This window comes from Caulobacter sp. KR2-114 (genome assembly GCF_049446115.1).
Taxonomy (GTDB): domain Bacteria; phylum Pseudomonadota; class Alphaproteobacteria; order Caulobacterales; family Caulobacteraceae; genus Acaudatibacter.
The window spans coordinates 111,167-134,572 of sequence record NZ_JBMSEC010000004.1; the positions used below are offsets into that span (position 1 = coordinate 111,167).

Below are 23,406 nucleotides of genomic sequence, written 5' to 3' on the forward strand. Positions count from 1 at the left end.
CTGCCCGAGACGACCCTGTCGGGCGACGCTCAGAGCTTCTCCACGCACATGGCCACGCCCATGCCGCCGCCCACGCACAGGGTGGCAAGGCCCTTCTTCGCGTCGCGGCGGCCCATCTCGTGCAGCAGGGTGGTCAGGATGCGCGCGCCGGAGGCGCCGATCGGGTGGCCGATGGCGATGGCGCCGCCGTTGACGTTCACCTTCTCCGGGTCGAGGCCCAGCTCGCGCACCACGCTCAGCGACTGCGCGGCGAAGGCTTCGTTGGACTCGATCAGGTCGAGGTCGGCGACCTTCCAGCCCGCCTTCTCCAGCGCCTTCTTGCTGGCCGGGATCGGGCCGGTGCCCATGATCTCCGGATCGACGCCGGCGTGGGCCCAGCTGGCGATGCGCGCCAGCGGCTTGAGGCCCCGCTTCTTCGCCTCGTCGGCGGTCATCAGCACCAGGGCGGCGGCCCCGTCGTTGAGGCCCGAGGCGTTGGCGGCGGTGACCGAGCCGTCCTTGGTGAAGGCCGGGCGCAGGCCGGAGATGCTCTCCAGCGTCACGCCGTGGCGGATGAACTCGTCCTGGTCGACCACCGTGTCACCCTTGCGGCCCTTGATGGTCACCGGGGCGATCTCGTCGGCGAAGCGGCCGGACTTCTGCGCCGCCTCGGCGCGGTTCTGCGAGGTGACGGCGAAGCGGTCCTGGTCCTCGCGGGTGATCTGCCAGCGGGCGGCGATGTTCTCGGCCGTCTGGCCCATGTGATAGCCGTGGAAGGCGTCCCACAGGCCGTCCTTGATCATGGTGTCGACGAAGCCCAGGTCGCCCATCTTCTGGCCGTTGCGCAGGTTGGCCGCGTGCGGCGACTGGCTCATGCTCTCCTGGCCGCCGGCCACGACGATGTCGGCGTCGCCCTGGCTGATCTGCTGGGCCGCCAGCGCCACGGCGCGCAGGCCCGAGCCACACAGCTGGTTCAGGCTCCAGGCCGGGCTCTCAACCGGGATGCCGGCGTTGACCGAGGCCTGACGGGCGGGGCCCTGGCCGGCGCCGGCCTGCAGCACCTGGCCCATGATCACCTCCTGCACGTCGGAGGGCTGGATGCCGGCGCGCTGCACGGCCGCCTGGATCGCCACCCTGCCCAGTTCGTGGGCGGGCAGGCTGGACAGGGCCCCGTTGAACGATCCGACCGGGGTGCGGGCGGCGGAGACGATGACGATGTCGCTCATGGGAGGCTCCCTTGCGAGAATGGCTTTGTCAGCCACAAAGCACACTCACGCGGCGTTCGTCACGCATAGGATTGATGACGTTACCCGATCGCAGGATCGACCCGGTGCGCGGCGCCCATCCAGCACTGGCGCTGCCGATTTGCATCCGCGATACTGCAGTGCGAAAAACCCCTCACGTAACGGGGGGCCGGGAAACACGATGGCGAACGAGTCTGAAGCGGGCGCGCCGGGGGGCGCCGACCGCGTGGTGATCCAGAAGTACGCGAACCGGCGGCTCTACAACAAGGCCACCAGCACCTACATCACGCTGGAAGACCTCTCGACCATGGTCAAGGACGGCGTCGACTTCGTGGTCTACGACGCCAAGACGGGCGAGGACATCACCCGCAAGGTGCTGACCCAGATCATCTTCGAGGAAGAGAGCCGCGGGCAGAACCTGCTGCCGATCCAGTTCCTGCGCCAGCTGATCCGCTTCTACGGCGACCAGATGCAGGCCTTCCTGCCCAGCTACCTGGAACTGTCGCTCGACAGCTTCATCCGCCAGCAGGAGCGGCTGCGCAGCCAGTTCAGCGCCATCAGCCCGCCCGGCATCACCGGCATCGCCGGCTACGAGGAACAGATCCGCCAGAACCTGCAGCTGTTCGACCGGGCGATGAAGATGTTCTCCCCCTTCGCCTTCCGCCCGGAAGACGCCGCGGGCGCCGCCCCAACCCCCGCCAAGGCCGCCGAACCGACCGCCGAGCCCCCCAAGGGCGACGCCGACTCCCTCGCCGAACTGCGCCGGCAGATGGAGGCGATGCAGCAGCAGCTGGCGGCGCTGGCCTCGAAGAAGGGTTCCTGACCGTCGCGGGCGGCGCCCGCGTCAACCCGTTGTTCGGACTTCCGCCCTAGCTGATCAACCATGACGGGAGATCCGCATGGCTGAAGCGATGCTGACACGGCCGCCGCGCAAACTGCCGGCCTCGCTGTTCGTGGCCATCCTGCTGGGGCTGGTGATCGCCGGGCAGTGGTTCGTCTGGACCGGTCTGCTCCTCATGATGCTGGGCGCCCCCGCCTGGTCGATCGTGCTGGTCAACCTGCTGCTGATCACCATCGGCATCGACGCCTGGCGCCGCGCGCTGCCGCGCTGGACGCTGCTGGTCCCGATCCTGGCCTACGGCGGCAACCTGGCGGCCAGCGGCGCGGGTTTTGTCCAGTACCTGGGCGTGAAGGCCGAGATCGACGGACGCAACGCCGCCACGCCGATGGCCTTCGATCCGGCGCGCGAGGCGCTGGTGACGGACTATCAGACGCTGAAGCCTCTGGTGTCTGGCTACCAGCTCCCGGCAGCCTTCATCGACGCGAACGCGAGGCCCTATCCGCTGCCGGGCCACTACCGGCGGTTCACGCGCCGCGGCGCCGCGGAACCGCTCGTCATGCCGCCCTCGCCGGCCCCGTCCTATCGGTCCGCGCGTCTGTGGCTGAAGGCCGACTGTGACGCCGTCGAGGTCACCGACGCGATCCAGGTCCGCACCGCCCCCGTCGACGTCGACCGCGTCCCGCTGGCCAACGCGTGCCTGCTGGAGATGCCGGAAACGCCGGCGGCGCCGCTGGTCACCAGCCAGAGGACCCAGGCGAAGGGTGGCGGCGGGCTGCTGGAAACCGCCATCTGGACCCTGGGCGTCACCGGCCCCGGCGGCGCCGGCGCGACGCGGGTCTACGGCACGGCCGCCATCCTGATGCCCATCCCCCTGCCGGTGATCGGCTGTGGCCTGAATGACGCCGACAGCCGCTGGGACTGCACGGCCCAGCTGCTGCGCTTCCCCATGCCGCTGGGCGTTTCGGGCAAGTCCGGCGACGACGCCGGCGCCGCGGCGCTGGCCTCGGCGCTGAACCTGCAACCGCGGACCATCCGCATCGTGCGTCCGTCGCGCGGCCTGTTCGACCGCGGCGCGGCCGAGGTCGACGCGGCCGAGACCGTCCGGATCTCCGGCGACCGCGCGCCGGTGCTGGCGCTGATCGACGGCCTGCAGGCCCAGCGCCGGGCCGACGCCAGCGCGCGGCTGGACGAGGTGCTCGCCGGCCGCAGTCCCCGCGTCGAGACCGGCTTCGGCGCGGTCATGGCGCCGCACGCCGACCAGCTCGCCGCCCGGGCCGACGCCATGATGGGGCTGCTGGAAGACGCCGTCGCCCACCGCGACGACGGCATGGTCTGGGAGATCGGCCAGGTGGTCGCCGCCCTGCCGCCGGCGGCCTTCGACCGCATCAGCGGCCGGCTGATCGCCCTGGCGCCCCGCGCCGGCTGGTTCGCCCGCGCCCCGACCCTGCTGACCCGGCTGGGCGACGCGGCGCCCGCCAGCGGGCCGGTGCTGCGCCAGGCGCTGAACGCGCCGGACCGGATGGCGACCGCCGGGGCGGTGCTCGGCTATTGCCGGGCCGGCGGCAGGCTGCCGGACGGGCCGCAGGCGATCGCCGAGACCACCCAGCGCCTGCGCCGCAGCATCGACGTCGGCGAGGCGGCCTATGTCGCCTTCCTGCGGCTGGGCCGGCCGGATCTGGCCGTCGTCCCACCGCGCCGCCAGACCGACTGGTTCGACGCGATCAAACGCACGGTAACGCCTGCCTCGCCCCGCTCGGTCTGCCGCATCGACGGCCGCCGCCCCTGGAACCTGCCGACCGCCGCCTGGCTGGACTGACGGGGGGCAGATGACCCTCTCCCCATCTGCGATGGGGCGGGGGCTATTGGGACGGGGGCTGTCTCAGGCCGCCGCCCTGACCTGCAACCGCGCGCCGCCCAGCACCGCGGCGACCTCGACCTTGGCGCCGTCCGCCAACGCGCCGCCGCCTTCAAGTTCCGCCGCCCATTCCTTGCCGTCGACGAACACCCGGCCCTCGCCGGCGGTGAAGGCGCCGCAGGCTTCGCCGCGGTGGCCGACCAGGCGGCCGGTCTGGTCGTTGATATCGGGCAGGGGCGAGGGGCCGCGGGGCATGAAGCGGCGGCCGAGATAGGTGGTCACCACCGTACACACGGCGAACAGGGCCGCCTGGCCGGGGGGATGCAGGGGGGCGAACAGGCAGGTCACCGCCACGATCGCCGCCGAGCCGGCCGGCCACAGCAGCCAGCCCGAGCCGGTGCTGAGCTCGATGACCAGGAACACCGCGCCGATGCCGAGCCAGACCCAGAACGGATGCGCGAAATAGAAGGTGCTGATGGCGTCCATGGCGTCAGCTCCCCGAGGTCGGCGTGAAGGGCGAGGCCGGCGGCGGGCGGCGCGGCGGGGCCGGGGGCGCGGGCGGGCCGCCGGCCTGGGCGGCGCGCACCAGTTCGGTGATGCCCGAGATCGAGCCGGCGATGCCGGCCAGTTCCGCCGGCACGATCACCGTGCGCTGCTGCGGCGACTCCGCCAGCTTGGCGAAGGCCTCGACGTACTTCTGGGCGACGAAATAGTTCAGCGCGTTGACCGAGCCGGACTCGATGGCGTCCGAGACCACCTTGGTGGCCTGGGCCTCGGCCTGGGCGGCGCGTTCGCGCGCCTCGGAATCGCGGAAGGCCGCCTCGCGCCGGCCCTCGGCCTGCAGGATCGCCGACTGCTTGGCGCCCTCGGCGCGGGTGATGGCGGCCTGTTTCTCGCCCTCGGCCTCGGTGATCACCGCGCGACGCTCGCGCTCGGCCTTCATCTGCCGGGTCATGGCGTTGGAGATGTCGGCCGGCGGCTGCAGGTCCTTGATCTCGATGCGGGCCAGCTTGACGCCCCAGGGGCTGGTGGCCTCGTCGATCACGGTCAGCAGCCGGGTGTTGATGTGGTCGCGCTGGGAGAGCACCTCGTCCAGCTCCATGGAGCCGACCACGGTGCGCAGGTTGGTCATCACCAGCTGGGTGATGGCGGTGACCAGGTTGGCCACGCGGTAGGCGGCCGCGGCGGCGTCCATCACCTGGATGAAGACGATGGCGTCGACCTGGACCATGACGTTGTCCTTGGTGATCACCTCCTGGCGCGGCACGTCCAGCACCTGTTCCATCATGTTGATGCGCTTGCCGACGGCCTCGACGAACGGAGTCAGGATGGCGATGCCCGGCTTCAGGGTGCGCGTGTAGCGCCCGAAGCTCTGCACCGTGTACTCCCACCCCTGCGGCACCACCTTGATCACCGACAGCGCCAGCCACAGGGCCAGCATCACCAGCAGTATCAGGACGAAAAGACCCAGCAGCGCCACGATCCATGCCTCCCCAGCGTTGTCGTCGCCGCGAGACTAGCGCGCGGCGCAGGCCCCGGCTATGGCCGCTGCGGCTTCAGGCTTGACCGTTGCGCCGGAGGGCGGCGCATAGCACCCTGGAGCGGTGCGCATGGGGGAGTCTCGCATGAGTGGTTTTGGCGTCCGGGGCCCGGTGGCGGCTTTCGTGGCGGCTCTTGTGGCGGTCCTGGCGGCGGCGGTCGCCGCGCCCGCGGCGGCGGCGGACTTCGACGCCCGCAAGCCGAAGGATGTGCTGGACGTGGTCACCAGCAACGGCGCCAGCGGCAGCCTGAAGGTCGGCAAGGACGGCAAGCCCTATGTCGAGGCCAAGGCCGGCAAGATCTTCTTCGACGTCGACTTCTACGACTGCGACGACGCCAAGGCCTCGTGCACGACCCAGAACTTCAACGCCTACTGGACCACCAAGGACGTCACCAACGACCAGATGAACCGCTGGAACCGCTGGACCATGTGGTGCCCGGGCTATCTCGACAAGGACGGCCAGCCGAACATGTGGATGAGCGTGCCGGTGTTCGCGCACGAGGCCCGCGACGACCAGCTGGACGTGGTCAACACCTGGCTCGACTGCCTGCGCGACTTCGACGACTTCGTCGCCAGCCCGGAAGAGGTGCTCAAGCACAAGGAAGAACCGGCGGCCAAGCCGGCGGTCACCCCCGGCTCGACCGCCTCCTGATCCGCCCCCTCAGGCGGTCACCGGGGCGCGGCCGGCGGCCTGCAGCCTGGCCAGGCGGCTGATCGCGGCGTCGGCCTCGGCCAGCATGTTGGCGACGATCGTCGCCACCGGCAGCACCTCGCGCACCCCGCCGGCCGACTGGCCCATGGCGAAGCAGGACTTGTCGGGGTCCAGGCCCTCGATCTGGCCGCCGATGCCGCCCATCGCGCCGGCGCGCGAGGAGATGCCGGCCTGGATCGGGAACGGCTGGATGTCGCCCGCCCGGCTCTCCCAGTCCTCGACCCAGGCGTTCTTGCGCACGCGCATCGGCTTGCCGGAATAGGAGCGGGTGCGGACGGTGTCCTCGTCGGTGGCCTCGATGATGGTCTGCCGATAGAGGCCGCCGGCGTGCGCCTCCTGCGAGGCGATGAACCGGGTGCCCATCCAGACGCCCTGGGCGCCCAGCGCCAGGGACGCGGCCAGGCCACGCCCGTCGTAGAGGCCGCCGGCGGCGACCACCGGGATCTTCACCCGCTCCACCGCCTGCGCCACCAGCGGCATGGTGCCGACCAGGCCGGTATGGCCGCCGCCCTCGCCGCCCTGGCAGATCACCGCGTCGCAGCCGGCCTGCTCGGCCTTCACCGCGTGCTTCACCGCCCCGCAGACCACCATCACCTTCAGGCCGGCCTTCTTCAGCCGTTCCATGATCGGCATCGGCACGCCCAGGCCGGCGATGAAGGCCGAGGCGCCTTCCTCGATGATGATCTCCACCGAGGCGGTCAGGCTTTCGGGCGAGGCGGCCAGCAGGTCGACGCCGAACGGCTTGTCTGTGAGCGTTTTGACCTTGCGCATCTCGTCGCGGATGAAGGCCGGGTCGCGGCCGGCCATGCCCAGCACGCCATAGCCGCCGGCGTTCGACATCGCCGCCGCCAGCTCGGCGTAGGAGACCCCGCCCATGCCGGCCAGCATGATCGGATGCTCGACGCCGAGCAGGTCGCAAAGGGGCGTGTGCAGGCTCATGGCGGTCTCTCCCGAGATGTTTCGCGGCAAACTCCCGCCGCGCGCGGTGCGATGCAAGTATGACCTAGGGTCAAAGCACGCTTCTCCTCCCCCCTTGGGGGAGGGGGACCCCGAAGGGGTGGAGGGGGCTCCAGCCTGGCGCGAACGGCGGTTCTCCGCTGGAGCCCCCATCCCCGGCTTTGCCGGGACTTCCCCCAAAGGGGGAAGAGACTTCAATCAGAACACCGAGTACCCGCCGTCGATGATGATCGCGTCGCCGGTGTGGAAGGCCGAGGCGTCGGAGGCGAAGTAGACGGCGATGCCGCCGAAGTCCTCCGGCTGGCCCCAGCGGCGGAACGGCACGCGCGGGATCACCCGGTCGGCGAAGGCCTTGGACTCCTGGGCCGCGGCGGTCATGTCGGTGGCGATCCAGCCCGGCAGGATGGCGTTGGCGCGCACGCCGTAGCGGGCGTGCTCGACGGCGATGCCCTTGATCATGGTGATCACCGCCCCCTTGCTGGAGGCGTAGGCCTCGTTGCGCGGCGCGCCGGAGATCGCCGACAGCGACGAGGTGACGACGATCGAGCCGCCCGGATCCCCCGCGCCGGCCCGCGCCACCATGTGCTTGCAGGCCTCGCGGCAGGTGAGGAAGGCGCCCTCCAGGTTCACCGACATCACCCGGCGCCAGACGTCGAGGCTCATCTCCGAGAACGACGGGGCGCCCAGGCCGATGCCGGCGTTGGCGATCACCGTGTCGACTCGGCCCATGCCGGCGACCGCCTCGCCCATGGCGTCGACGATCTCGTGCTCGACGGCGACGTCGACCGTCTGGGCCAGCACCCGCACGCCATAGCCGGTCAGCTTGCCCTCGGCCTCGAGGTTGCGCTCGGCGTTGGAGCCCCAGATGACGATGTCGGCGCCCGCCTGGGCCAGAGCCTCGGCCATGCCGAGGCCGATGCCGCGGTTGCCGCCGGTGACCAGCGCCACCTTCCCCTTCAGATCGAACGGCTTGTAGCCCATGACGTCCTCCCGTTTTGCGTCGGGGAGGCAAGAGGCCGCCTGCCGCCGCGGTGGTCAAGCGGCCCGGCGACGCAAAGGCCCTATTCCGCCGTCCAGCCGCCGTCGATGGCCAGCGCCGCGCCGTTGGCGGAGGCGCCGAGGTCGCTGGCGAGATACAGCATCAGCCCGGCCAGCTGGTCGAACTCGACGAACTTCTTGGTCGGCTGGGCGTCCAGAATGACGTCGCGCATGACCTGCTCGGGGGTCATGTTGCGCGCCTTGGCCTGGTCGGCGATCTGCGCCTCGACCAGCGGGGTCTTCACATAGCCCGGGCAGATGGCGTTGGCGGTGATCCCCGCCTCGGCGCCTTCCAGCGCCACGGTCTTGGTCAGGCCGACGATGCCGTGCTTGGCGGCGACATAGGCGCTCTTGAACGGCGAGGCGACCAGGCCGTGCGCCGAGGCGATGTTGATGATCCGCCCACGGCCCTGGGCCTTCATGATCGGCACCGCGGCGCGGATCGCGTGGAAGGCGGAGGTCAGGTTGATGGCGATGATCTGGTCCCACTTGGCGATCGGGAAGTCCTCGATCGGCGAGACGAACTGCACGCCGGCATTGTTCACCAGGATGTCCAGCCGGCCCAGCTGGTCCTTGGCGAAGGCGACCATGGCGGCGATCTCGTCGGGCTTGGTCATGTCGGCGCCGTGGAACAGCACCTTGACCCCGGCCTTGGCCTCCAGCGCCGCGCGGTCCTTCTCGATGGCGGCGGCGTCGCCGAAGCCGTTGAGGACGATGTTGACCCCTTCCGCCGCCAGGGCGTGGGCCAGGGCCTGGCCGATGCCGCTGGTGGACCCGGTGACGATGGCGACGTGGCCGGCGAGGTTATAGGGGGAAGCCATGGATCGCGCGCTCCTTGCTGCTGCGCCGCAGCATAGGCCGCGGATTGTGTCGTGGGTATCTCTCGCAGGCGCACAAAGGCGTCTTGCACCGAATGGCTGCGGCGCGCCCAAACAGACGCGCCCAGACAAACGCGGGCAGGCAGGTGCGCGCAGACAGGCGGACCCGACTCTGTCACCCTGCCGCCAGACGTTGTCCGGAGACACCGCCATGCGACGGCTGACGATGCTTCCCGCGATGCTCATCCTGGCGCTTGGCGCCTGCAGCCTGCCGGCGGCCGACAAGGAGAGCGACGCCGAGGCGCGCAAACTCTACGACGAGATCCGCACGGGCGCGGACCTGCGCGAGGACCCGAACCTGGCCGACTTCCTGCGCGCGCCCGACAAGCTGGCGGATCTGGCGGCGATCAAGGGCGAGCTGCCGGCGGGCGAGCCGACCAAGGTCGAGAACCGCTCTTGGAACTACAACACCACCAACGACGGCTCCGTCGCCACCCTGGTGCACGCCTACGTCTATCCCGACAACACGGTGATGGCCGAAACGGTGCTGCGCAAGACCAAGGGCGAGAAGAGCTGGACCATCGCCGGCTTCCACGTCAGCCTGGCGCATCCCAACACCCCGGGCCAAAAGATCTGAAGGTCAGGGGTCGGGCGGGCCGACCTGGGCCCAGAACGCCGTCAGGCCGACACCATCGAAAACCGGCTTCAGGGCGCCCTGCCGGCGCAGCTTCGCCAGGTAGGGGTGGAACAGGTAGTTGGTGTCCGGCTCGTCGAACATCTGGTAGCGGCTCGAGCCAAGGAACTGCACGTCCCGCTCCAGCCGGTAGGGGCCGCCCCTCAGATAGATCGAACGCGCGAGGTCCAGCGCCTGCTGTTCGTGGCCGATGCGCGCGAGCAGCAGCATCATCTGGCAGGCGTAGCCCATGCCCTGCACCGCCACCGCCAGCCCGACCTCGGCGGCGGCGCGCTTCTGCGCCTCTGACCCGTCCGCCGCCGCGCGGAACAGGGCGGTGAAGGCGTCGAATTCCGCCTTCGGCCCGGGCGGACGGGCCGGGTCCTGCATCAGCGCGGCCGCCTCCCGCTCGCGGCCGCTGGTGGCCAGGAACCAGGCCTTCGGCCAATAGCTGGCCAGCTGTCCGGGGAACAGCGCGCCCAGGCGGTCGACGGCGCGCTCCGCCTCGTCGAGCTGGCCGGAATAGGTCAGGGTGGTGGCGAAGATGCCGTTGGCGAACTGGTCGATCGGCGCCTGGGCGACCACCCTGCGCGCGAGGGCGGCGGCGGCGCGCACGCGGCCCGACTCGAACAGCAGGCAGGCCCGCCACTGGGTGACATCGGCGTCGTCCGGCGACAGGGCGAGGCCGCGCTTGAGCACGGCGTCCTTCTCGCTCCAGTGGTTGAGGCAGGGCATCAGGGTGGAGGCGACGGCGTAGGCCCCGCCGCGGCCGGGATCCAGCGCCACCGCCCGGCGCGCCGCGGCCAGCCCGATCTGCTGGTCGCGCAGCTGCGCCGCCAGCGGCTCCAGCATCATCGAGCGCGAACAGTTGGTGGCCAGCTCCAGCCAGGCGTCGGCGAAGGCCGGCGCCCGCGACACCGCCGCCTGCAGCAGCTCGCGCCCGTGGCGCACGCTCTCGGGGGTATGGGTCCGGGAGGCTTCGCGGCCTTTCAGGTAGAGGTCATAGGCCTGCGGGTCGATCGGCTGGCGCGCCGTGGCGGCGGGGCCGGCGAAATGCACCCTCAGCGCCGAGGCCACCTGCGCGGCGATCTCGTCCTCGACCTGCAGCCCCTGGTCCAGGCCGCGGTCGTAGCTCTCCGACCACAGGGTCTGCTGGCGGGCGACGTCGGTCAGCCGGGCGTTGACCCTCAGCCGCGCGCCGTCGCGCAGCACCGAGCCGTCCAGCACATAGTCGGCCCCCAGGGCCTGGCCGGCCCCGGCCTTGCGGACGCCGCGGAAGCTGAAGGCGGAATCCCGCGCCGTCACCCGCATGCCCCCGACGCGCATCAGGCCGTTGAGGATGTCCTCGGAGAGGCCGTCGGCGAAATAGCCGAGCTGCGGGTCGGGGCTGAGGTTGTCGAAGGGCAGCACCGCCACGCGCGGGTTGGCGGGCGCGGCCGGCCGCGTCGCGCGCCAGGCCCCGTATCCCCCGGCGCCGGCCGCCGCGAGCACGGCCGGGGCGGCCAGCCACAGCATCCGACGGCGCGACGGTCCACGGGGCGGGGTAGGCGCGATCGGCGCCGCCGGCGGCGGAGCGGCGTCGTTGGAGGCGGGCGGCAGGGCGAAGACCTGCAGGGTCTCGTCCATCTTGTCGAGCCGGACCTCGCCACGGTCCACCAGCCGCCCGGCGTAGCCGCCGCGGATCGCGCGGCGGACGTCGGCGGAGACCAGCACCCCGCCCGGCGCGGCCAGGGCCTGCAGCCGCGCGGCGACGTTGACCCCGTGGCCCAGCAGGTCGCCGTTGGCCAGCACCCGCACCTCGCCCAGGTGCACGCCGACGCGCACCGCCGGGGGGCCGGACCCGGCCAGGGCCTCGGCGGCCGCCAGGGCGCCGCTGACGGTCGGGAATTCCAGCATGAAGCCGTCGCCGGCGGTGTTGAACAGCCGGCCGCCGTGGCGCTCGCAGCTGGCCTCGACACGCTCGCGCAGATCGGCGATCTCGCCGGCGCTGGCGTCCTCGTCCGCAGCCGTGCGGGCGGCGTACCCCGCCACGTCGAGCGCGACGATGGTGGTCAGCCGCCGGTCGGGATTGAAGTGCTCCACGACGCCGTCCTTGCCCGTCGGGTCAAGGATAGCATGAAGCGACCAATGTTCGCCCACCTGGCCGTTCTCGTTGGCGGGCATGCGGCTCATCGGCTCCAGGCCTGGGCTGCCAGCGCCTCCAGCCGGGGCGCCGAGGCGATGCGCACGCCGCCGGGCTCCACGCGGACGATGCCGTCTCGCACCCAGTCGCCCAGCTTGCGGTTCACCTTCTCGCGCGAGGCGCCGATCAGGTGCGCCAGGGCGCCCTGGGTGACACTGACCAGCCCCTCGGGCGTGGCCTGCTGCATCAGGGCGCGGGCCAGGCGGCCGCCGAGGTCCAGCACCTGGCGCGCCTCCATCTCGTCGTCGAGGGCGCGGATCCGGGTGGACAGCAGCACCACCAGGGCCACGGCAGCCTGGGGATTGTCGGCCAGCGCGTCCAGCAGGGCCGCGCGGCTCAGGCGCAGCAGCCGGGTATGGCGCGTCGCCGCCATGTCGGCGGAGCGCTCCCCGCCGTCGATCGCCGACATCTCGCCGGCGACGTCGCCGGCCGAGAGCACCGCCAGCCGGGTCTGCCGGCCGCCCGCGGACAGGGCGCGCACCTCGATCTCGCCGCGCAGGATCAGCCAGGCGCAGTCGCCGGCGTCCCCCTTCTGCGCCAGCATGGCGCCCACCGGCAGGTCCGTGATCGTTCCGGCGGCGGCCAGCCGCGCCAGAGCCGTCTCGCCCAGCACGCCGAACACCGGACTGCGGGCGAGGGCCGCGGTGGCGCCGGACAGCTCGGACGGCGCCGGCGCCTGGCTCATGAACGTCCCTTCCGGCAGCGTGGCGGCATGATCAAACCACAGTGTACCGCCCACCCCCGTCCCGCCAAGACCGACGGTCAGCGCCGGGCCTCGGCCAGCCGGGTCTGCTGCGAGATCAGCGCCTGGCGCTGGGCTTCCGCCTTGGCCACCAGCGCGTCGGTGACATCACGCTGGCAGCTGGCGACCGTGCCGTCGATCGGATGGGCGCGGCAGTAGGCCTCGGCGCTGAGCGCGATCTTCTGCTTCAGAGCCGCGTAGCCTGTGTCACTGCGCAGCTGGGCGGCGAAGGCCGGGGCGCTGAAGGCAGAGTCGGCGGCGACGGCCGGGGCGGCGCAGACCGGCGCGCCGGCCGCGACGGCGGCGATGGCGATGGCGGCGCTGACGAAAAGGCGTTGCATGATCGAACCCTCTTTTGAAGTCCGTCGCGGCGGCGACGAACAGAGGGATAGGGCCTGACTGCCCGCCCCGCTGTGACCCAGGTCACAGCATCGTCGGGCTTGTCGGCCGCCCGATCAGAACAGGACGCGGGGATTCATGATCCGGCCCGGATCCAGGGCCGCGCGCACCGCCCGGGCGGTCGCCAGTTCGACGGCGCTCTTGTAGCCGGCGGCCTCCTCGGTCTTCATCGTGCCCAGGCCGTGCTCGGCGCTGATCGAGCCGCCCAGCGACATCACCAGGTCGTGGACGATGTGCGCGCCGGCGTCGCGCAGGTCGTTGTGCAGCCGACCGTCGACGCCCACCGGCCCCAGCACGTCGTAGTGGATGTTGCCGTCGCCGACGTGGCCGAAGGCGTCGATGCGCACGCCCGGGAACCGCGCCTCCAGGGTCCGGCCGGCCGCCTCGATGAAGTCGGCGATGCGCGACACCGGCACCGAGACGTCGTGCTTCCAGGCCGGGCCTTCGCTCTTCTGCGCCGCCGACTGGCCCTCGCGCACGGCCCAGAACGCCCGCGCCTGGGTCTCGCTCTGGGCGACGGCGGCGTCGCTGATCAGCGCCTCTTCAAGAGCCGCCGCCAGCAGTCGCTCCATCGCCGCCTCAGCGGCGCCGGCTTCGCCGCTGGCGATCTCGATCAGGGCGTACCAGGGCGGGCGGCTTTCCAGCGGCTCTCGGACGCCCGGCAGGTTCTTGCCCGCCAGTTCGACGCCCAGCCGGCTGACCAGCTCGAACGCCTCCACCTGTCCGCCGGTCTCGGCCTTGGCGCGGGCCAGCAGGCGGATCGCATCGTGCGGGTCCTCGATGCCGACGAAGGCCACGGCGCGCGAGGCCAGCACCGGGAACAGCTTCAGCGCCGCGGCGGTGACCACCCCCAGGGTGCCCTCGGCGCCGATCAGCAGCTGCTTGAGGTCATAGCCGGTGTTGTCCTTGCGCAGGCGCTTGAGCCCGTTCCAGATCTCGCCGTTGGGCAGCACCGCCTCCAGGCCCAGCACCAGGTCGCGCATGGTCCCGTAGCGCAGCACGGCGGTGCCGCCGGCGTTGGTCGAGACCAGGCCGCCGATGGTCGCCGAACCTTCCGACGCCAGGCTCAGGGGAAAGCGCCGTCCGGCCGCCGTCGCCGCCTCGTGCGCCGCCGCCAGGGTGACGCCCGCCTCCACCACCATCGCATCGTCCAGCGGCGCCACGTCGCGCACGGCCCGCATCCGCTCCAGCGACAGCAGGATCTCCCCCTGCGGGATCTGACCGCCGACCAGGCCGGTGTTGCCGCCCTGGGGCGTGACCGCCACGCCTGCCTCGGCGCAGAGGCCGATCACCGCGGCGACCTCGCGGGTGGTCCGGGGCAGCGCCAGCAGCGGCGTCGTCCCGCTCCAGCGGTCGCGCCATTCCACCAGCTTGGGCGCCAGGCGATCGGGGTCCTGGCTCCAGCCGCCCTCGCCCAGCAGGGCCTTCAGGCGCGCGAGCACATCGGCGGAGACGGGCGGGATGGCGGGGGCGGTCATGGCGCGCGGACCTTACGCCCAAAGCCTTGCAGCGTCAGCCGACGAAGCCGGCCGCCCGGCGCAGGCGGTCGTTGATCGCCTCGCCGAGGCCGGTGTCCGGGATGGCCGCCACGGCGATGGCTGTGGGCTTCAGGGCGTCGGCGCGCCGCAGCATGGCGAAGAGGTTGGCGGCCGCCTCGCGCAGGTCGGCCGAGGGGCTGAGGTTCAGCGTCATCGGCGAGGCCGGCGCCGGCCCGAACGCCAGGAAGGCCTCACCAGGCTCCGGGGCCATGGCGTCCAGCCGCACCGGCGCGGCGGGCGCATAGTGGCGGGCGAGCCGCCCGGGAGAGCGCTTCGCGTCGGCCTCGGCCTCGGCCAGCGGCCCGATCAGCGCCTCGATCTGCGCCCGGGTCACGGCGCCGGGCCGCAGCAGCCGCGCGGGCCCGTCCAGCAGCGAGACGACCGTGGATTCCAGCCCGACGGCGCAGGGGCCGCCGTCCAGGGCCGCGGCGGCGGCAAAGCCGGTCTCGGCGACGGCGTCGGCATAGGTGGTGGGGCTGGGCCGGCCCGAGCGGTTGGCCGAGGGGGCGGCCACCGCGCCGCCGAACGCCGCCAGCAGGGCGTGGGCGAGCGGATGCGCCGGCGCGCGCACGGCCACCGTGTCGAGACCGGCCCGCGCCAGATCCGAGACCGCCGCGGTGTCCCGCACCGGCAGCACCAGGGTCAGCGGCCCCGGCCAGAAGGCCTGCATCAGGGCGCGCGCACGGTCGTCGACGACGGCGATGCGGCCGGCCGCCTCGGCGTCGGCGACGTGGGCGATCAGCGGGTTGAAGCTGGGCCGGCCCTTGGCCTCATAGATCCGCGCCACCGCGGCGGCGTCGCCGGCGTCACCGGCCAGGCCGTAGACGGTCTCGGTGGGCAAGATCACCAGCTGGCCGGCGCGCAGGGCGGCGACGGCGGCCTCCAGGGCGGCGCCGTCTAGCGAGCCCGGCGCGCGGTCAGGTCGAGGCTCACGGTCACCGCCGCGGGGATCGCCTCGGTCGCCTGCCATTCGCCCTGTCCCACCCCGTAAGCCAGGCGGTTGACGGCGACCGCCGCCGTCATGTGCGCCTGCGCTCCGGTGATGGCGAGGGTGAAGGGCAGAGTCAAAGGCTTCGCCACCCCGCGGATCGTCAGGGTCCCGATCGCCTGGTAGCGGCCGCCGCCCAGGTCCTTGAAGCTGGTGGCGACGAAGCTGGCCTTCGGGAACCTGCCCGCGGCGAAGAAGGTGTCGGTGGGCAGGGCCTGGTCGCGGTCGGGGCTGCCGGTGGCCGCCGACCCGGTGTCGATCGTCGCCGTCACGCTGGAGCCGGCGAGGTTCTTCGGATCGAAGCGGATGGCCGCGTCCCAGCGCCGGAAGCCGCCGGTGAAGCCGGTCCCCGAGAAGCTGGAGGCGAAGGTCACGTGCGAGGCGGCCTTGTCGACCGTCCAGGCCGGCGCCGGGGCGGCGACCGCCGCAGCGGGGACCAGAACCACCGCCGCCAGGGCGGCCAGGCGGGCAGGAAGCCGGATCATGCGGGGCGCCTCAGGAACGGAACCATGCGCGGCACGATCACGTCGCGCCGGACGAACTGGTGCATCAGCGCCGCGCCCACGTGCAGCACGATCAGGCCGTAGCTCAGCTTGGCCAGCAGGCCGTGCGCGGTCTCGAAGGCTTCGTGCGTGGCGTGCATCTGGTCGTGCGGCAAGGTGGTCAGCGGACCGATCGCCGGCCATTCCACCAGGCCGTAGAGCTTGATCGGGAAGGCGTGGATCAGCGGGCTGGCCGAGACCATGAACCAGCCGGTCAGCGGCAGGCCCAGCATCACCACGTAGAACAACAGGTGGGTCGCCCCGGCCACGCGCCGCTCCCAGGCCGGCGTGCCCGCCGGCAGCGGCGGCGGCTTCACCGCCAGCCGCCAGGCCAGCCGCAGCAGCGACAGGAGCAGCACGGTGATGCCGATCGACTTGTGCAGCTGGGTGGGCGCCACCCGCTCCAGCCCCGTCAGGGTGTTGAAGTACCAGGCCAGGCCGATGTTGCCGATCAGCAGCACGGCGATCAGCCAGTGCAGCGTGATGGCCACGGCGGAATAGCGGGCGGCGGTCACGGCGCTCATTTGCGGTCGAACTCCGCCTCGAGCGTGATCGCCACGTCATCGGCGACGATGCCGTTGTTGAGGAAGTCGGAGCCGAAGTCCGAACGCTTGATGCTGGTGGTGGCGGTGAAGCCGGCGATCGACCTGAACGGCGGCAGGGGACTGCGTCCGGCCCCGTTGAAGGTGACGTTGAACGTCACTGGCCGGGTCACCCCGCGCAGGGTCAGGTTGCCGGTCATGGTCCCGGTGTTGCCCGGCCCCTTCTGTATCGAGGTCGAGGTGAAGGTGATCTTCGGGAACTTGTCGGCGGCCAGGAACTCCTCGGCGAACTTGGCGCTGTAGTCGGCGCCCACGTCCATCGAGGTGGCGTCGACGCTGGCCTGCACCCGCGCCGCCTCCGGCCGGGCAGGGTCGTAGGTGAAGGTCCCTTCGATGGTGTTGAAGCGGGCGGTGTAGAACGACACGCCCAGGTGCAGCACCTTGGTGGTCAGGAAGGTGTGCTGCTTGTCCACCACATAGGTTCCCCCGCCCAGATCGGCGACGTCATGCGATGGCGCGGCCAGCGCCGCGGCAGGCGCGAGCAGCAAGGCGGGGATCAGGGCCAGGGCGGCGAGACGGGGGAGACGAGGCGGCATAGCGCTCCAACTGTGATCGATAGTGTTACGGTTCGGCCGATTTAGAGGACGGGCCAGCGAGGCAAAACCTTCCCGGCTTCACGAAGTCGTGAGCCCGGCGCCTGCGGGGCAAAGCTTCCCCGAAATGGCGTCCGGGCAGTCGACCCGGGGCGAATTTGCTCTAGATAGGACGACGTTCGAAGGGACCTTTCCATGACCTATAAAGCGCCGGTTCGAGACCTGATCTTCGCCCTGAACCATGCGGCGGATTTCGGGCGGCTGGAGAGCGCCTTTCCCGGCGCGGACGCCGACACCGTGGCGGCGGTGCTGGAGGCGGCCGGCGCCTTCTCGGCCGAGGTGCTGGCGCCGCTGAACCGGATCGGCGACCGGGTGGGCGCCAGGTTCGAGAACGGCCAGGTGATCAGCGCCCCGGGCTTCGCCGACGCCTATCGGCAGTTCGCGCAGGGCGGCTGGAACAGCCTGTCCGCCGGCGCCGAACACGGCGGCCAGGGGCTGCCCAAGGTGCTCGAGATCGCCGTTTTCGAGATGGTGCAGGCCGCCAACATGGCGTTCGGCCTCTGCCCGATGCTGACCCAGGGCGCCATCGAGGCGATCACCCTGCACGGCACCGCGCGGCAGAAGTCGCTCTACCTGCCCAGGCTGGTGTCCGGCGAGTGGACCGGCACGATGAACCTGACCGAGCCGGCCTCGGGTTCCGACCTCGGCGCGGTGACCACCCAGGCCAAGCCGGACGGCAAAGGGGGCTATGAGCTCACCGGCCAGAAGATCTTCATCACCTGGGGCGACCACGACGTCGCCGACAACATCGTTCATCTGGTGCTGGCCCGCCTGCCCGACGCCCCGCCCGGCACCCGGGGCCTGAGCCTGTTCCTGGCCCCCAAGCGACTGGTGCGCGAGGACGGCAGCCTGGGCGAGGGCAACGCCCTGCGCGCCGGCTCGATCGAGCACAAGCTGGGCATCCACGGCTCGCCGACCTGCGTGATGCTGTTCGAAGGGGCCAAGGCCGAGATGGTCGGCGCGCCGAACCAGGGGCTGGCGGCGATGTTCGTGATGATGAACGCCGCGCGGCTTCAGGTCGGGGCCCAGGGCGTCGCCATCGCCGAGCGCGCCTACCAGCAGGCCCTGGCCTATTCCCTGGAGCGCCAGCAGGGCCGTTCGGCCTGGACCGGCGCCACGCCGTCGCGGCTGTTCGACCATCCGGACGTGCGCCGCTCGCTGATGCTGATGAAGGCCAAGATCAGCGCCGCGCGCGCCATCTGCCTGTCGACGGCCGTGGCGGCCGACCTGGCGGCCACCGCCGGCAACCCGGTCGACCGCGACGCCGCGCGATTCCGCCAGGAGCTGCTGACGCCGATCGCCAAGGCCTGGTCCACCGACATCGGCGTCGAAGTGGCCTCCATGGGCCTGCAGATCCACGGCGGCATGGGCTTCATCGAAGAGACCGGGGCGGCGCAGCACTACCGCGACGCCCGCATCCTGCCGATCTACGAGGGCACCAACGGCATCCAGGCGATCGACCTGATGGGCCGCAAGCTGGCGCTGAACAAGGGCCAGGCGGTGCGCGAGCTGGTCGGCGACATCTTCCCCACCGCCGCGGCGCTGAAGAGCGCCGACGACGGCTGGCTGCACACCATCGGCGCCCACCTGGAGACGGGCCTGGCGGCCGTGCAGGCGGCCACGGGCTGGCTGATCGAGCGGCGCGGCCACGCCCAGCCGGACGCCCTGGCGGGGGCGACGCCCTACCTGAAGCTGCTGGGCGACGTGGTGGGCGGCTGGATGCTGGCCAAGGAGGCGCTGGCCGCCTCCGAGATGCTGGCCGCCGGCGAGGGTCCGCAGGACTACTACCGCACCAAGATCGGCCTGGCGCGGGTGTTCGCCGAGCAGATCCTGGCCCAGGCCCCCGGCCTGACCCAGGCGGTCACGCAAGGCTCGGTCGACCTGTTCCGCGCCACGCCGGAAGCGCTGGGGGCGTAAGCGCCCCCAGACTTCGGTTGTCATCTCAGTAGCGGTTCACGTCCGCGCGCCAGCCGTCGTGCGGATAGGCCCACTCGGCATCGGGGCGCGGCGCATAGTCGGGTCGATCGTAGATCGGCGGGTGATGACGCCAGTGATGGCGCCAGACCACCCGGTCCGGGCCGGGCGGCGGCGGGGGCGGCGGGCCGTAGGCGCGCACCGGATAGGGCTGGGGATAGGGTTCCGGCACACGCACCACGCGCGTGACGTAGACCGTGCGCACCGGCTCGTGGCGGACGATCACCCGGCTGTAGTGCGCGCGCCGCGCCGGCGTCGCAGAGTGCGCCGGCCTGGCGTAGTGCGCCCGGTGATGGGCGACGTGGTGGGTCGCGGCGCAGCTGCACGCCGAGGCGGCGGCCGGGACCGCGGCCAGGACGGCGGTCGCGCCGGCGAGAACGAACAAGGCCTTCATCATCAGGCTCCCTGGTGGCCTATGCCCGGCGACGCGAGCGCCGCCGCGCATATCAAGGCGTCCACCCTCGCAAAGGCGAGTTGAACGGGACCTGAATGGGTTAACCTTTCTTAACGTTCCCGCCGGACGTCGCCGGACCTAGAGCTGGGCCAGCATGTACTCGGCGGACGAGACCTTGAATTCGCCGCCCTGTTCGACGTTGAGCTCGCTGATCACGCCATCCTTGACGATCATGGAATAGCGCTGCGAGCGATGGCCCATGCCGAACTTCGAGCCGTCCATCTCCAGGCCCACGGCCTTGGTGAAGTCGCCGTTGCCGTCGGCCAGCATCAGGATGTCGTCGCCGACGCCCTGGTCGGCGCCCCACGCCTTCATCACGAACACGTCGTTGACCGAGACGCAGGCGATGGTGTCGACGCCCTTGGCCTTCAGCTCGGCGGCGTTGGCCTTGAAGCCCGGCACGTGCTTGGCCGAGCAGGTGGGCGTGAAGGCGCCCGGAACGGCGAACAGGGCCACCGTCTTGCCGCCGAACAGCTGGTCGGTGGTGATCGGGGTGGGGCCGCTTTCGCCCCAGGTGGTGAAGGTGGCGGCGGGAACCTTGTCGCCCACTTTGACGGTCATCTCAGCAGTCCTCCCTTGGGGTGCGCCTGCCAGATAGAGCCCGGCGCACGCCGCGCCAAGACCTGTTGTGTGCGATCGATCGGAATGAGCTGGCCGCGCGGGCTTGAAACCGCCGCCTTCGGCGCCAATCATGCAGCCATGAGCGAAAGCAGCCCCTATCTCGCCGGCCGCCTGCTGGTCGCCATGCCGGGCATCGGCGACGAGCGCTTCGAGCGCGCGGTGATCTTCCTGTGCGCGCACAACGACCAGCACGCCATGGGCCTGACCGTGAACCGGCCGGTGGACGGGCTCACCCTGCCCGACCTGCTCAAGCGCCTGGGCGTCGCCTCGGAGATCGAGGCGCCCGAGGACCTGGTGCTGTTCGGCGGGCCGGTGGAGCGCGAGCGCGGCTTCGTGCTGCACACCGACGACTATGTGTCCGAACCGTCCAGCATCGTGGTCGGCGACGGCCTGATGCTGACCGCCACCCGCGACGTGCTGGAAGCCCTGGCCAGCCACGACCGCCATCCGCGCAAGGCGGTGATGGCGCTAGGCTACGCCGGCTGGGGCGCCGGACAGCTGGAGAACGAGCTGCGCGAGAACGTCTGGCTGACCTGCGAGCCCGACGAGGCGCTGCTGTTCGGCGACGACCACGAGCACAAGTGGTCCCGCGCGCTGGCCAAGATCGGCGTCTCCGCCGAACACCTGTCGGCCCAGGCGGGGCGGGCGTGACCGCCCCCGCGATGGACGGCGTGGCCGTCGACCTAGCCGACAAGTTCGCCACCTTCGACGATCACTGGCGCCCGCGCATCGCCGCGCAGCTGAACGGCCAGGACGTGCGCCTGGTGAAGGTGCAGGGCGTGTTTCCGTGGCACAGCCACGCGGACGCCGAGGAGATGTTCCTCGTCTGGCGCGGGACCTTCCGCATCGAGTTCCGCGACCGTGTCGTGACCCTGGCCCCTGGCCAGTTCTTCGTCGTCCCCCGCGGCGTCGAACACCGCACCGCCGCCGACGCCGAAGCCGAGGTGATCATCTTCGAACCGTCGGAGGTGGTGAACACCGGCGATGCGCCGGCCTCCGCATTCACCGCGCCGGGCGGGGTGACGGTCTAGGGGCGGCAACTCGACCCGAGGCCGCTTCCCGCGACGAAGAACGTCTTCTGAGGGGAAGTTGGACCTTGGGGTAATCCGAGCTCAACGATCTTGTGCAAGTGTCCCGGGTCTGCCGCCTCTGGTACGGCACGGGGACTGGGCGATGACGCGAGCTTGTGAGGGCTGTCGAGACGGTGAAGGGTTGGATTTTCCCTTCACGATGGCGTTTCAGCCGATCGTGGACCTCAGAACTGGAACTCCCTTCGCCTATGAGGCTCTGGTTCGGGGCGTCAACGGTGAAGGAGCAGGCTCAATCCTGGACCTCGTCGACGAGAAGAACCGCTACGCCTTCGATCAGCAGTGCCGGGTAAAGGCCATAGAGATGGCCTCAGCGCTTGGCTTGAGCGAGACCGGCGCGCGACTGTCGATCAATTTCATGCCGAATGCCGTCTATGAGCCCCGGGCCTGCATTCGGCTGACACTTGCGACGGCCATGAGAACCGGATTTCCGACGAACCGGATCATCTTTGAATTCACCGAGGATGAAGAACTGGACGTCGCCCATGTGACGAACATCCTCAGAGCCTACAAGGCCATGGGCTTCATGACGGCGATAGACGATTTCGGCGCGGGGCACGCAGGGCTGAAGCTCCTGGCGAGGTTCCAACCCGATATCGTCAAGCTCGATATGGATCTGATCCGCGATGTTGATAGCGACAGCGTCAAGCAGCGGATTATTCGCCATCTGCTTCGGCTGCTGGAAGATCTGGGCATTCAGCTACTGTGCGAGGGCATAGAGACGCCCGGCGAACTCGCCACGCTGACAGAACTTGGCGTGCGCCATGTGCAAGGCTATCTGCTCGCCCGCCCCGGATTGGCGGGTCTCCCAGCGGTGAATTTGAACGTTCTTGCCGCTGCGCCGGTGGCCGTGGCGATCTAGTCAGCAGGGTACAGAGCCCGATCGACTCCAAGGCAAGGTCCGGGGCTCGCCGAGGCCAGCTCTGAGCATCGCGTCAAAAGTACCCCTGCCGCTTCTTGAGCTCGAGTGAACCACCATCGTCGGTGTCGATCAGGCGCCCTTGCCTCTCCGACGTCGTCGCAAGCAGGGTTTCGCGCATGACCTGAGGCAAGGTCTTCGCTTTCGAGACGATGGCTCCAGTGACCGGCCAACAGCCCACGGTTCGAAATCGGACAGACCTTACCCTGACCTGCTCGCCCGGACGGAACGGGTACCTATCATCGGCCACGACCAGAAGCGCGCCGTCGCGGCTGACAGTCGGTCGCGCCGCGGCGAAGTAGAGCGGCGCCAGAGGAAGCTGGCGGGCATGGCAATATGTCCAGATGTCAGCTTCCGTCCAATTCGAGAGCGGGAACACGCGGGCCGTCTGACCCGGGCCGAGCCGGGTATTGTACTGCCGCCATAGTTCAGGACGCTGCGCACGCGGTTCCCAGGCGTGCCCTTCGGATCGGATCGAGACGACACGTTCCTTGGCGCGCGCCTTTTCCTCGTCCCGCCGGGCCCCGCCGAAGATGATGTCGGCTCCAAGCTCATCAAGCGCCGCTTTGAGCGGCATGGTGCGCATGATGTCCGTGTAGGCGGCTGAACCGTGCACGAAGGGACTGACACCCCGTCGCAAGCCGTCTTCGTTTCTTCGAACATAGAGCTCGAAGCCGAGATTCGCCGCCAGGCGATCGCGGAACTCCAGCGTCTCAGGGAACTCGAAGGTGGAGTCTATATGCAGCAGCGGTAAGGGCGGGCGTGCTGGATGGAAGGCCGAAGCAGCGAGGTGGGCGAGCACCGTCGAATCCTTGCCGCCGGAGAACAGCAGGACGGGCCTGCGCGCCTCCGAAATCCCCTCGCGGAGAATCTGGATGGCTTCCGATTCCAGGCTCTCAAGGTGAGTCAGTCGCGTGGCCATTGGATGCCTTCCGGCACATCGGCAACGACCAGAAATCGTAGGCCCTCGTCTCCTCGGCCATTGAGATCGTCGGCGTTTGTACGCGCCGCCTGATAGTCCTGAAACGGCCCATACACGCGTGGCCATGGCAGGTGCGTGGCGTCATCGACCCAACGCCCGCCGAGAACCCAATAGCGGCGGCCGCC

The 23,406-nt window shown here is 70.8% G+C and carries 25 protein-coding genes; 8 read left to right on the top strand and 17 right to left on the bottom strand.

The window, feature by feature from the left end:
* Nucleotides 1–29: 29 nt before the first annotated feature.
* The gene (locus ACO2Q3_RS15825; RefSeq protein WP_423308185.1) at nucleotides 30–1,205 is read right to left on the bottom strand and encodes an acetyl-CoA C-acetyltransferase; all 1,176 of its coding nucleotides are present in this window, start codon (nucleotides 1,203–1,205) and stop codon (nucleotides 30–32) included.
* A 199-nt stretch (nucleotides 1,206–1,404) separates the two neighbouring features.
* Between ACO2Q3_RS15825 and phaR the strand changes: the two genes are divergently transcribed.
* Together phaR and ACO2Q3_RS15835 are read left to right on the top strand one after the other, a co-directional pair.
* Nucleotides 1,405–2,046 carry a polyhydroxyalkanoate synthesis repressor PhaR gene (phaR, locus tag ACO2Q3_RS15830; protein ID WP_423308187.1) on the top strand — a complete coding sequence of 214 codons (642 nt, stop codon included), beginning with the start codon at nucleotides 1,405–1,407 and terminating at the stop codon, nucleotides 2,044–2,046.
* 76 nt (nucleotides 2,047–2,122) lie between these two features.
* Nucleotides 2,123–3,880 carry a hypothetical protein gene (locus ACO2Q3_RS15835; protein ID WP_423308189.1) on the top strand — a complete coding sequence of 586 codons (1,758 nt, stop codon included), beginning with the start codon at nucleotides 2,123–2,125 and terminating at the stop codon, nucleotides 3,878–3,880.
* Between the two features lie 63 nt (nucleotides 3,881–3,943).
* Here ACO2Q3_RS15835 and ACO2Q3_RS15840 read toward each other — a convergent pair whose 3' ends face one another.
* Both ACO2Q3_RS15840 and ACO2Q3_RS15845 read right to left on the bottom strand, forming a co-directional pair.
* On the bottom strand, nucleotides 3,944–4,405 hold the full coding sequence (locus ACO2Q3_RS15840) for an NfeD family protein (protein ID WP_423308191.1): 462 nt from the start codon (nucleotides 4,403–4,405) through the stop codon (nucleotides 3,944–3,946).
* A gap of 4 nt (nucleotides 4,406–4,409) precedes the next feature.
* On the bottom strand, nucleotides 4,410–5,360 hold the full coding sequence (locus tag ACO2Q3_RS15845) for an SPFH domain-containing protein (RefSeq protein ID WP_423308906.1): 951 nt from the start codon (nucleotides 5,358–5,360) through the stop codon (nucleotides 4,410–4,412).
* Between the two features lie 184 nt (nucleotides 5,361–5,544).
* On the opposite strand from ACO2Q3_RS15845, the gene ACO2Q3_RS15850 reads away from it, so the two are divergent.
* The gene (locus ACO2Q3_RS15850; protein WP_423308193.1) at nucleotides 5,545–6,111 is read left to right on the top strand and encodes a YbjN domain-containing protein; all 567 of its coding nucleotides are present in this window, start codon (nucleotides 5,545–5,547) and stop codon (nucleotides 6,109–6,111) included.
* A 9-nt stretch (nucleotides 6,112–6,120) separates the two neighbouring features.
* Here ACO2Q3_RS15850 and ACO2Q3_RS15855 read toward each other — a convergent pair whose 3' ends face one another.
* From ACO2Q3_RS15855 to ACO2Q3_RS15865, 3 genes are all read right to left on the bottom strand, one after another.
* Nucleotides 6,121–7,110, bottom strand: coding sequence for an NAD(P)H-dependent flavin oxidoreductase (locus ACO2Q3_RS15855; protein ID WP_423308195.1), 990 nt, complete (start codon nucleotides 7,108–7,110; stop codon nucleotides 6,121–6,123).
* Between the two features lie 216 nt (nucleotides 7,111–7,326).
* Nucleotides 7,327–8,109, bottom strand: coding sequence for an SDR family NAD(P)-dependent oxidoreductase (locus tag ACO2Q3_RS15860; protein WP_423308197.1), 783 nt, complete (start codon nucleotides 8,107–8,109; stop codon nucleotides 7,327–7,329).
* A gap of 80 nt (nucleotides 8,110–8,189) precedes the next feature.
* Nucleotides 8,190–8,987, bottom strand: coding sequence for a 3-hydroxybutyrate dehydrogenase (locus ACO2Q3_RS15865; protein WP_423308199.1), 798 nt, complete (start codon nucleotides 8,985–8,987; stop codon nucleotides 8,190–8,192).
* 208 nt (nucleotides 8,988–9,195) lie between these two features.
* Here ACO2Q3_RS15865 and ACO2Q3_RS15870 point away from each other — a divergent pair, with 208 nt between their 5' ends.
* A complete protein-coding gene (locus ACO2Q3_RS15870) occupies nucleotides 9,196–9,621 on the top strand; it encodes a hypothetical protein (protein ID WP_423308201.1) in 426 nt (141 codons plus the stop codon).
* Between the two features lie 3 nt (nucleotides 9,622–9,624).
* On the opposite strand, the gene ACO2Q3_RS15875 is transcribed toward ACO2Q3_RS15870, so the two are convergent.
* From ACO2Q3_RS15875 to ACO2Q3_RS15910, 8 genes are all read right to left on the bottom strand, one after another.
* Nucleotides 9,625–11,829, bottom strand: a complete 2,205-nt coding sequence (locus ACO2Q3_RS15875; RefSeq protein ID WP_423308203.1) for a hypothetical protein — start codon at nucleotides 11,827–11,829, stop codon at nucleotides 9,625–9,627.
* Nucleotides 11,826–12,524 carry a Crp/Fnr family transcriptional regulator gene (locus tag ACO2Q3_RS15880; RefSeq protein ID WP_423308205.1) on the bottom strand — a complete coding sequence of 233 codons (699 nt, stop codon included), beginning with the start codon at nucleotides 12,522–12,524 and terminating at the stop codon, nucleotides 11,826–11,828. The genes ACO2Q3_RS15875 and ACO2Q3_RS15880 overlap by 4 nt, the downstream gene beginning before the upstream one ends.
* 77 nt (nucleotides 12,525–12,601) lie before the next feature.
* Nucleotides 12,602–12,922 carry a hypothetical protein gene (locus ACO2Q3_RS15885; RefSeq protein WP_423308207.1) on the bottom strand — a complete coding sequence of 107 codons (321 nt, stop codon included), beginning with the start codon at nucleotides 12,920–12,922 and terminating at the stop codon, nucleotides 12,602–12,604.
* A gap of 114 nt (nucleotides 12,923–13,036) precedes the next feature.
* Nucleotides 13,037–14,458 (bottom strand): FAD-binding oxidoreductase, encoded by a 1,422-nt coding sequence (locus ACO2Q3_RS15890; RefSeq protein ID WP_423308209.1) that lies wholly within the window; start codon nucleotides 14,456–14,458, stop codon nucleotides 13,037–13,039.
* 34 nt (nucleotides 14,459–14,492) lie between these two features.
* The gene (locus ACO2Q3_RS15895) at nucleotides 14,493–15,488 is read right to left on the bottom strand and encodes an L-threonylcarbamoyladenylate synthase (protein WP_423308211.1); all 996 of its coding nucleotides are present in this window, start codon (nucleotides 15,486–15,488) and stop codon (nucleotides 14,493–14,495) included.
* Nucleotides 15,416–15,991, bottom strand: a complete 576-nt coding sequence (locus tag ACO2Q3_RS15900) for a YceI family protein (protein WP_423308213.1) — start codon at nucleotides 15,989–15,991, stop codon at nucleotides 15,416–15,418. The genes ACO2Q3_RS15895 and ACO2Q3_RS15900 overlap by 73 nt, the downstream gene beginning before the upstream one ends.
* Entirely contained in the window at nucleotides 15,988–16,572 is a 585-nt protein-coding gene (locus ACO2Q3_RS15905) for a cytochrome b (RefSeq protein WP_423308215.1), read from the bottom strand. Before ACO2Q3_RS15905 ends, ACO2Q3_RS15900 begins: the two co-directional genes overlap by 4 nt.
* The gene (locus tag ACO2Q3_RS15910; protein WP_423308217.1) at nucleotides 16,569–17,186 is read right to left on the bottom strand and encodes a YceI family protein; all 618 of its coding nucleotides are present in this window, start codon (nucleotides 17,184–17,186) and stop codon (nucleotides 16,569–16,571) included. Before ACO2Q3_RS15910 ends, ACO2Q3_RS15905 begins: the two co-directional genes overlap by 4 nt.
* A 192-nt stretch (nucleotides 17,187–17,378) precedes the next feature.
* Between ACO2Q3_RS15910 and ACO2Q3_RS15915 the strand changes: the two genes are divergently transcribed.
* The gene (locus ACO2Q3_RS15915) at nucleotides 17,379–19,160 is read left to right on the top strand and encodes an acyl-CoA dehydrogenase (RefSeq protein ID WP_423308219.1); all 1,782 of its coding nucleotides are present in this window, start codon (nucleotides 17,379–17,381) and stop codon (nucleotides 19,158–19,160) included.
* A 25-nt stretch (nucleotides 19,161–19,185) separates the two neighbouring features.
* Here the strand turns inward: ACO2Q3_RS15915 and ACO2Q3_RS15920 are convergent, their stop codons facing one another.
* Together ACO2Q3_RS15920 and ACO2Q3_RS15925 are read right to left on the bottom strand one after the other, a co-directional pair.
* Nucleotides 19,186–19,611, bottom strand: a complete 426-nt coding sequence (locus ACO2Q3_RS15920; protein ID WP_423308221.1) for a hypothetical protein — start codon at nucleotides 19,609–19,611, stop codon at nucleotides 19,186–19,188.
* Nucleotides 19,612–19,749: 138 nt separating this feature from the next.
* Nucleotides 19,750–20,232: a peroxiredoxin gene (locus ACO2Q3_RS15925; protein WP_423308223.1), complete on the bottom strand. Its 483-nt coding sequence runs from the start codon at nucleotides 20,230–20,232 to the stop codon at nucleotides 19,750–19,752.
* Nucleotides 20,233–20,370: 138 nt separating this feature from the next.
* On the opposite strand from ACO2Q3_RS15925, the gene ACO2Q3_RS15930 reads away from it, so the two are divergent.
* From ACO2Q3_RS15930 to ACO2Q3_RS15940, 3 genes are all read left to right on the top strand, one after another.
* Nucleotides 20,371–20,943, top strand: a complete 573-nt coding sequence (locus ACO2Q3_RS15930) for a YqgE/AlgH family protein (RefSeq protein WP_423308225.1) — start codon at nucleotides 20,371–20,373, stop codon at nucleotides 20,941–20,943.
* Nucleotides 20,940–21,323, top strand: a complete 384-nt coding sequence (locus ACO2Q3_RS15935) for a cupin domain-containing protein (RefSeq protein ID WP_423308227.1) — start codon at nucleotides 20,940–20,942, stop codon at nucleotides 21,321–21,323. Before ACO2Q3_RS15930 ends, ACO2Q3_RS15935 begins: the two co-directional genes overlap by 4 nt.
* Nucleotides 21,324–21,504: 181 nt before the next feature.
* A complete protein-coding gene (locus ACO2Q3_RS15940) occupies nucleotides 21,505–22,242 on the top strand; it encodes an EAL domain-containing protein (protein WP_423308230.1) in 738 nt (245 codons plus the stop codon).
* Nucleotides 22,243–22,315: 73 nt separating this feature from the next.
* Here the strand turns inward: ACO2Q3_RS15940 and cysD are convergent, their stop codons facing one another.
* Nucleotides 22,316–23,221 (bottom strand): sulfate adenylyltransferase subunit CysD, encoded by a 906-nt coding sequence (gene cysD / locus ACO2Q3_RS15945; protein WP_423308233.1) that lies wholly within the window; start codon nucleotides 23,219–23,221, stop codon nucleotides 22,316–22,318.
* Nucleotides 23,222–23,406: the final 185 nt, after the last annotated feature.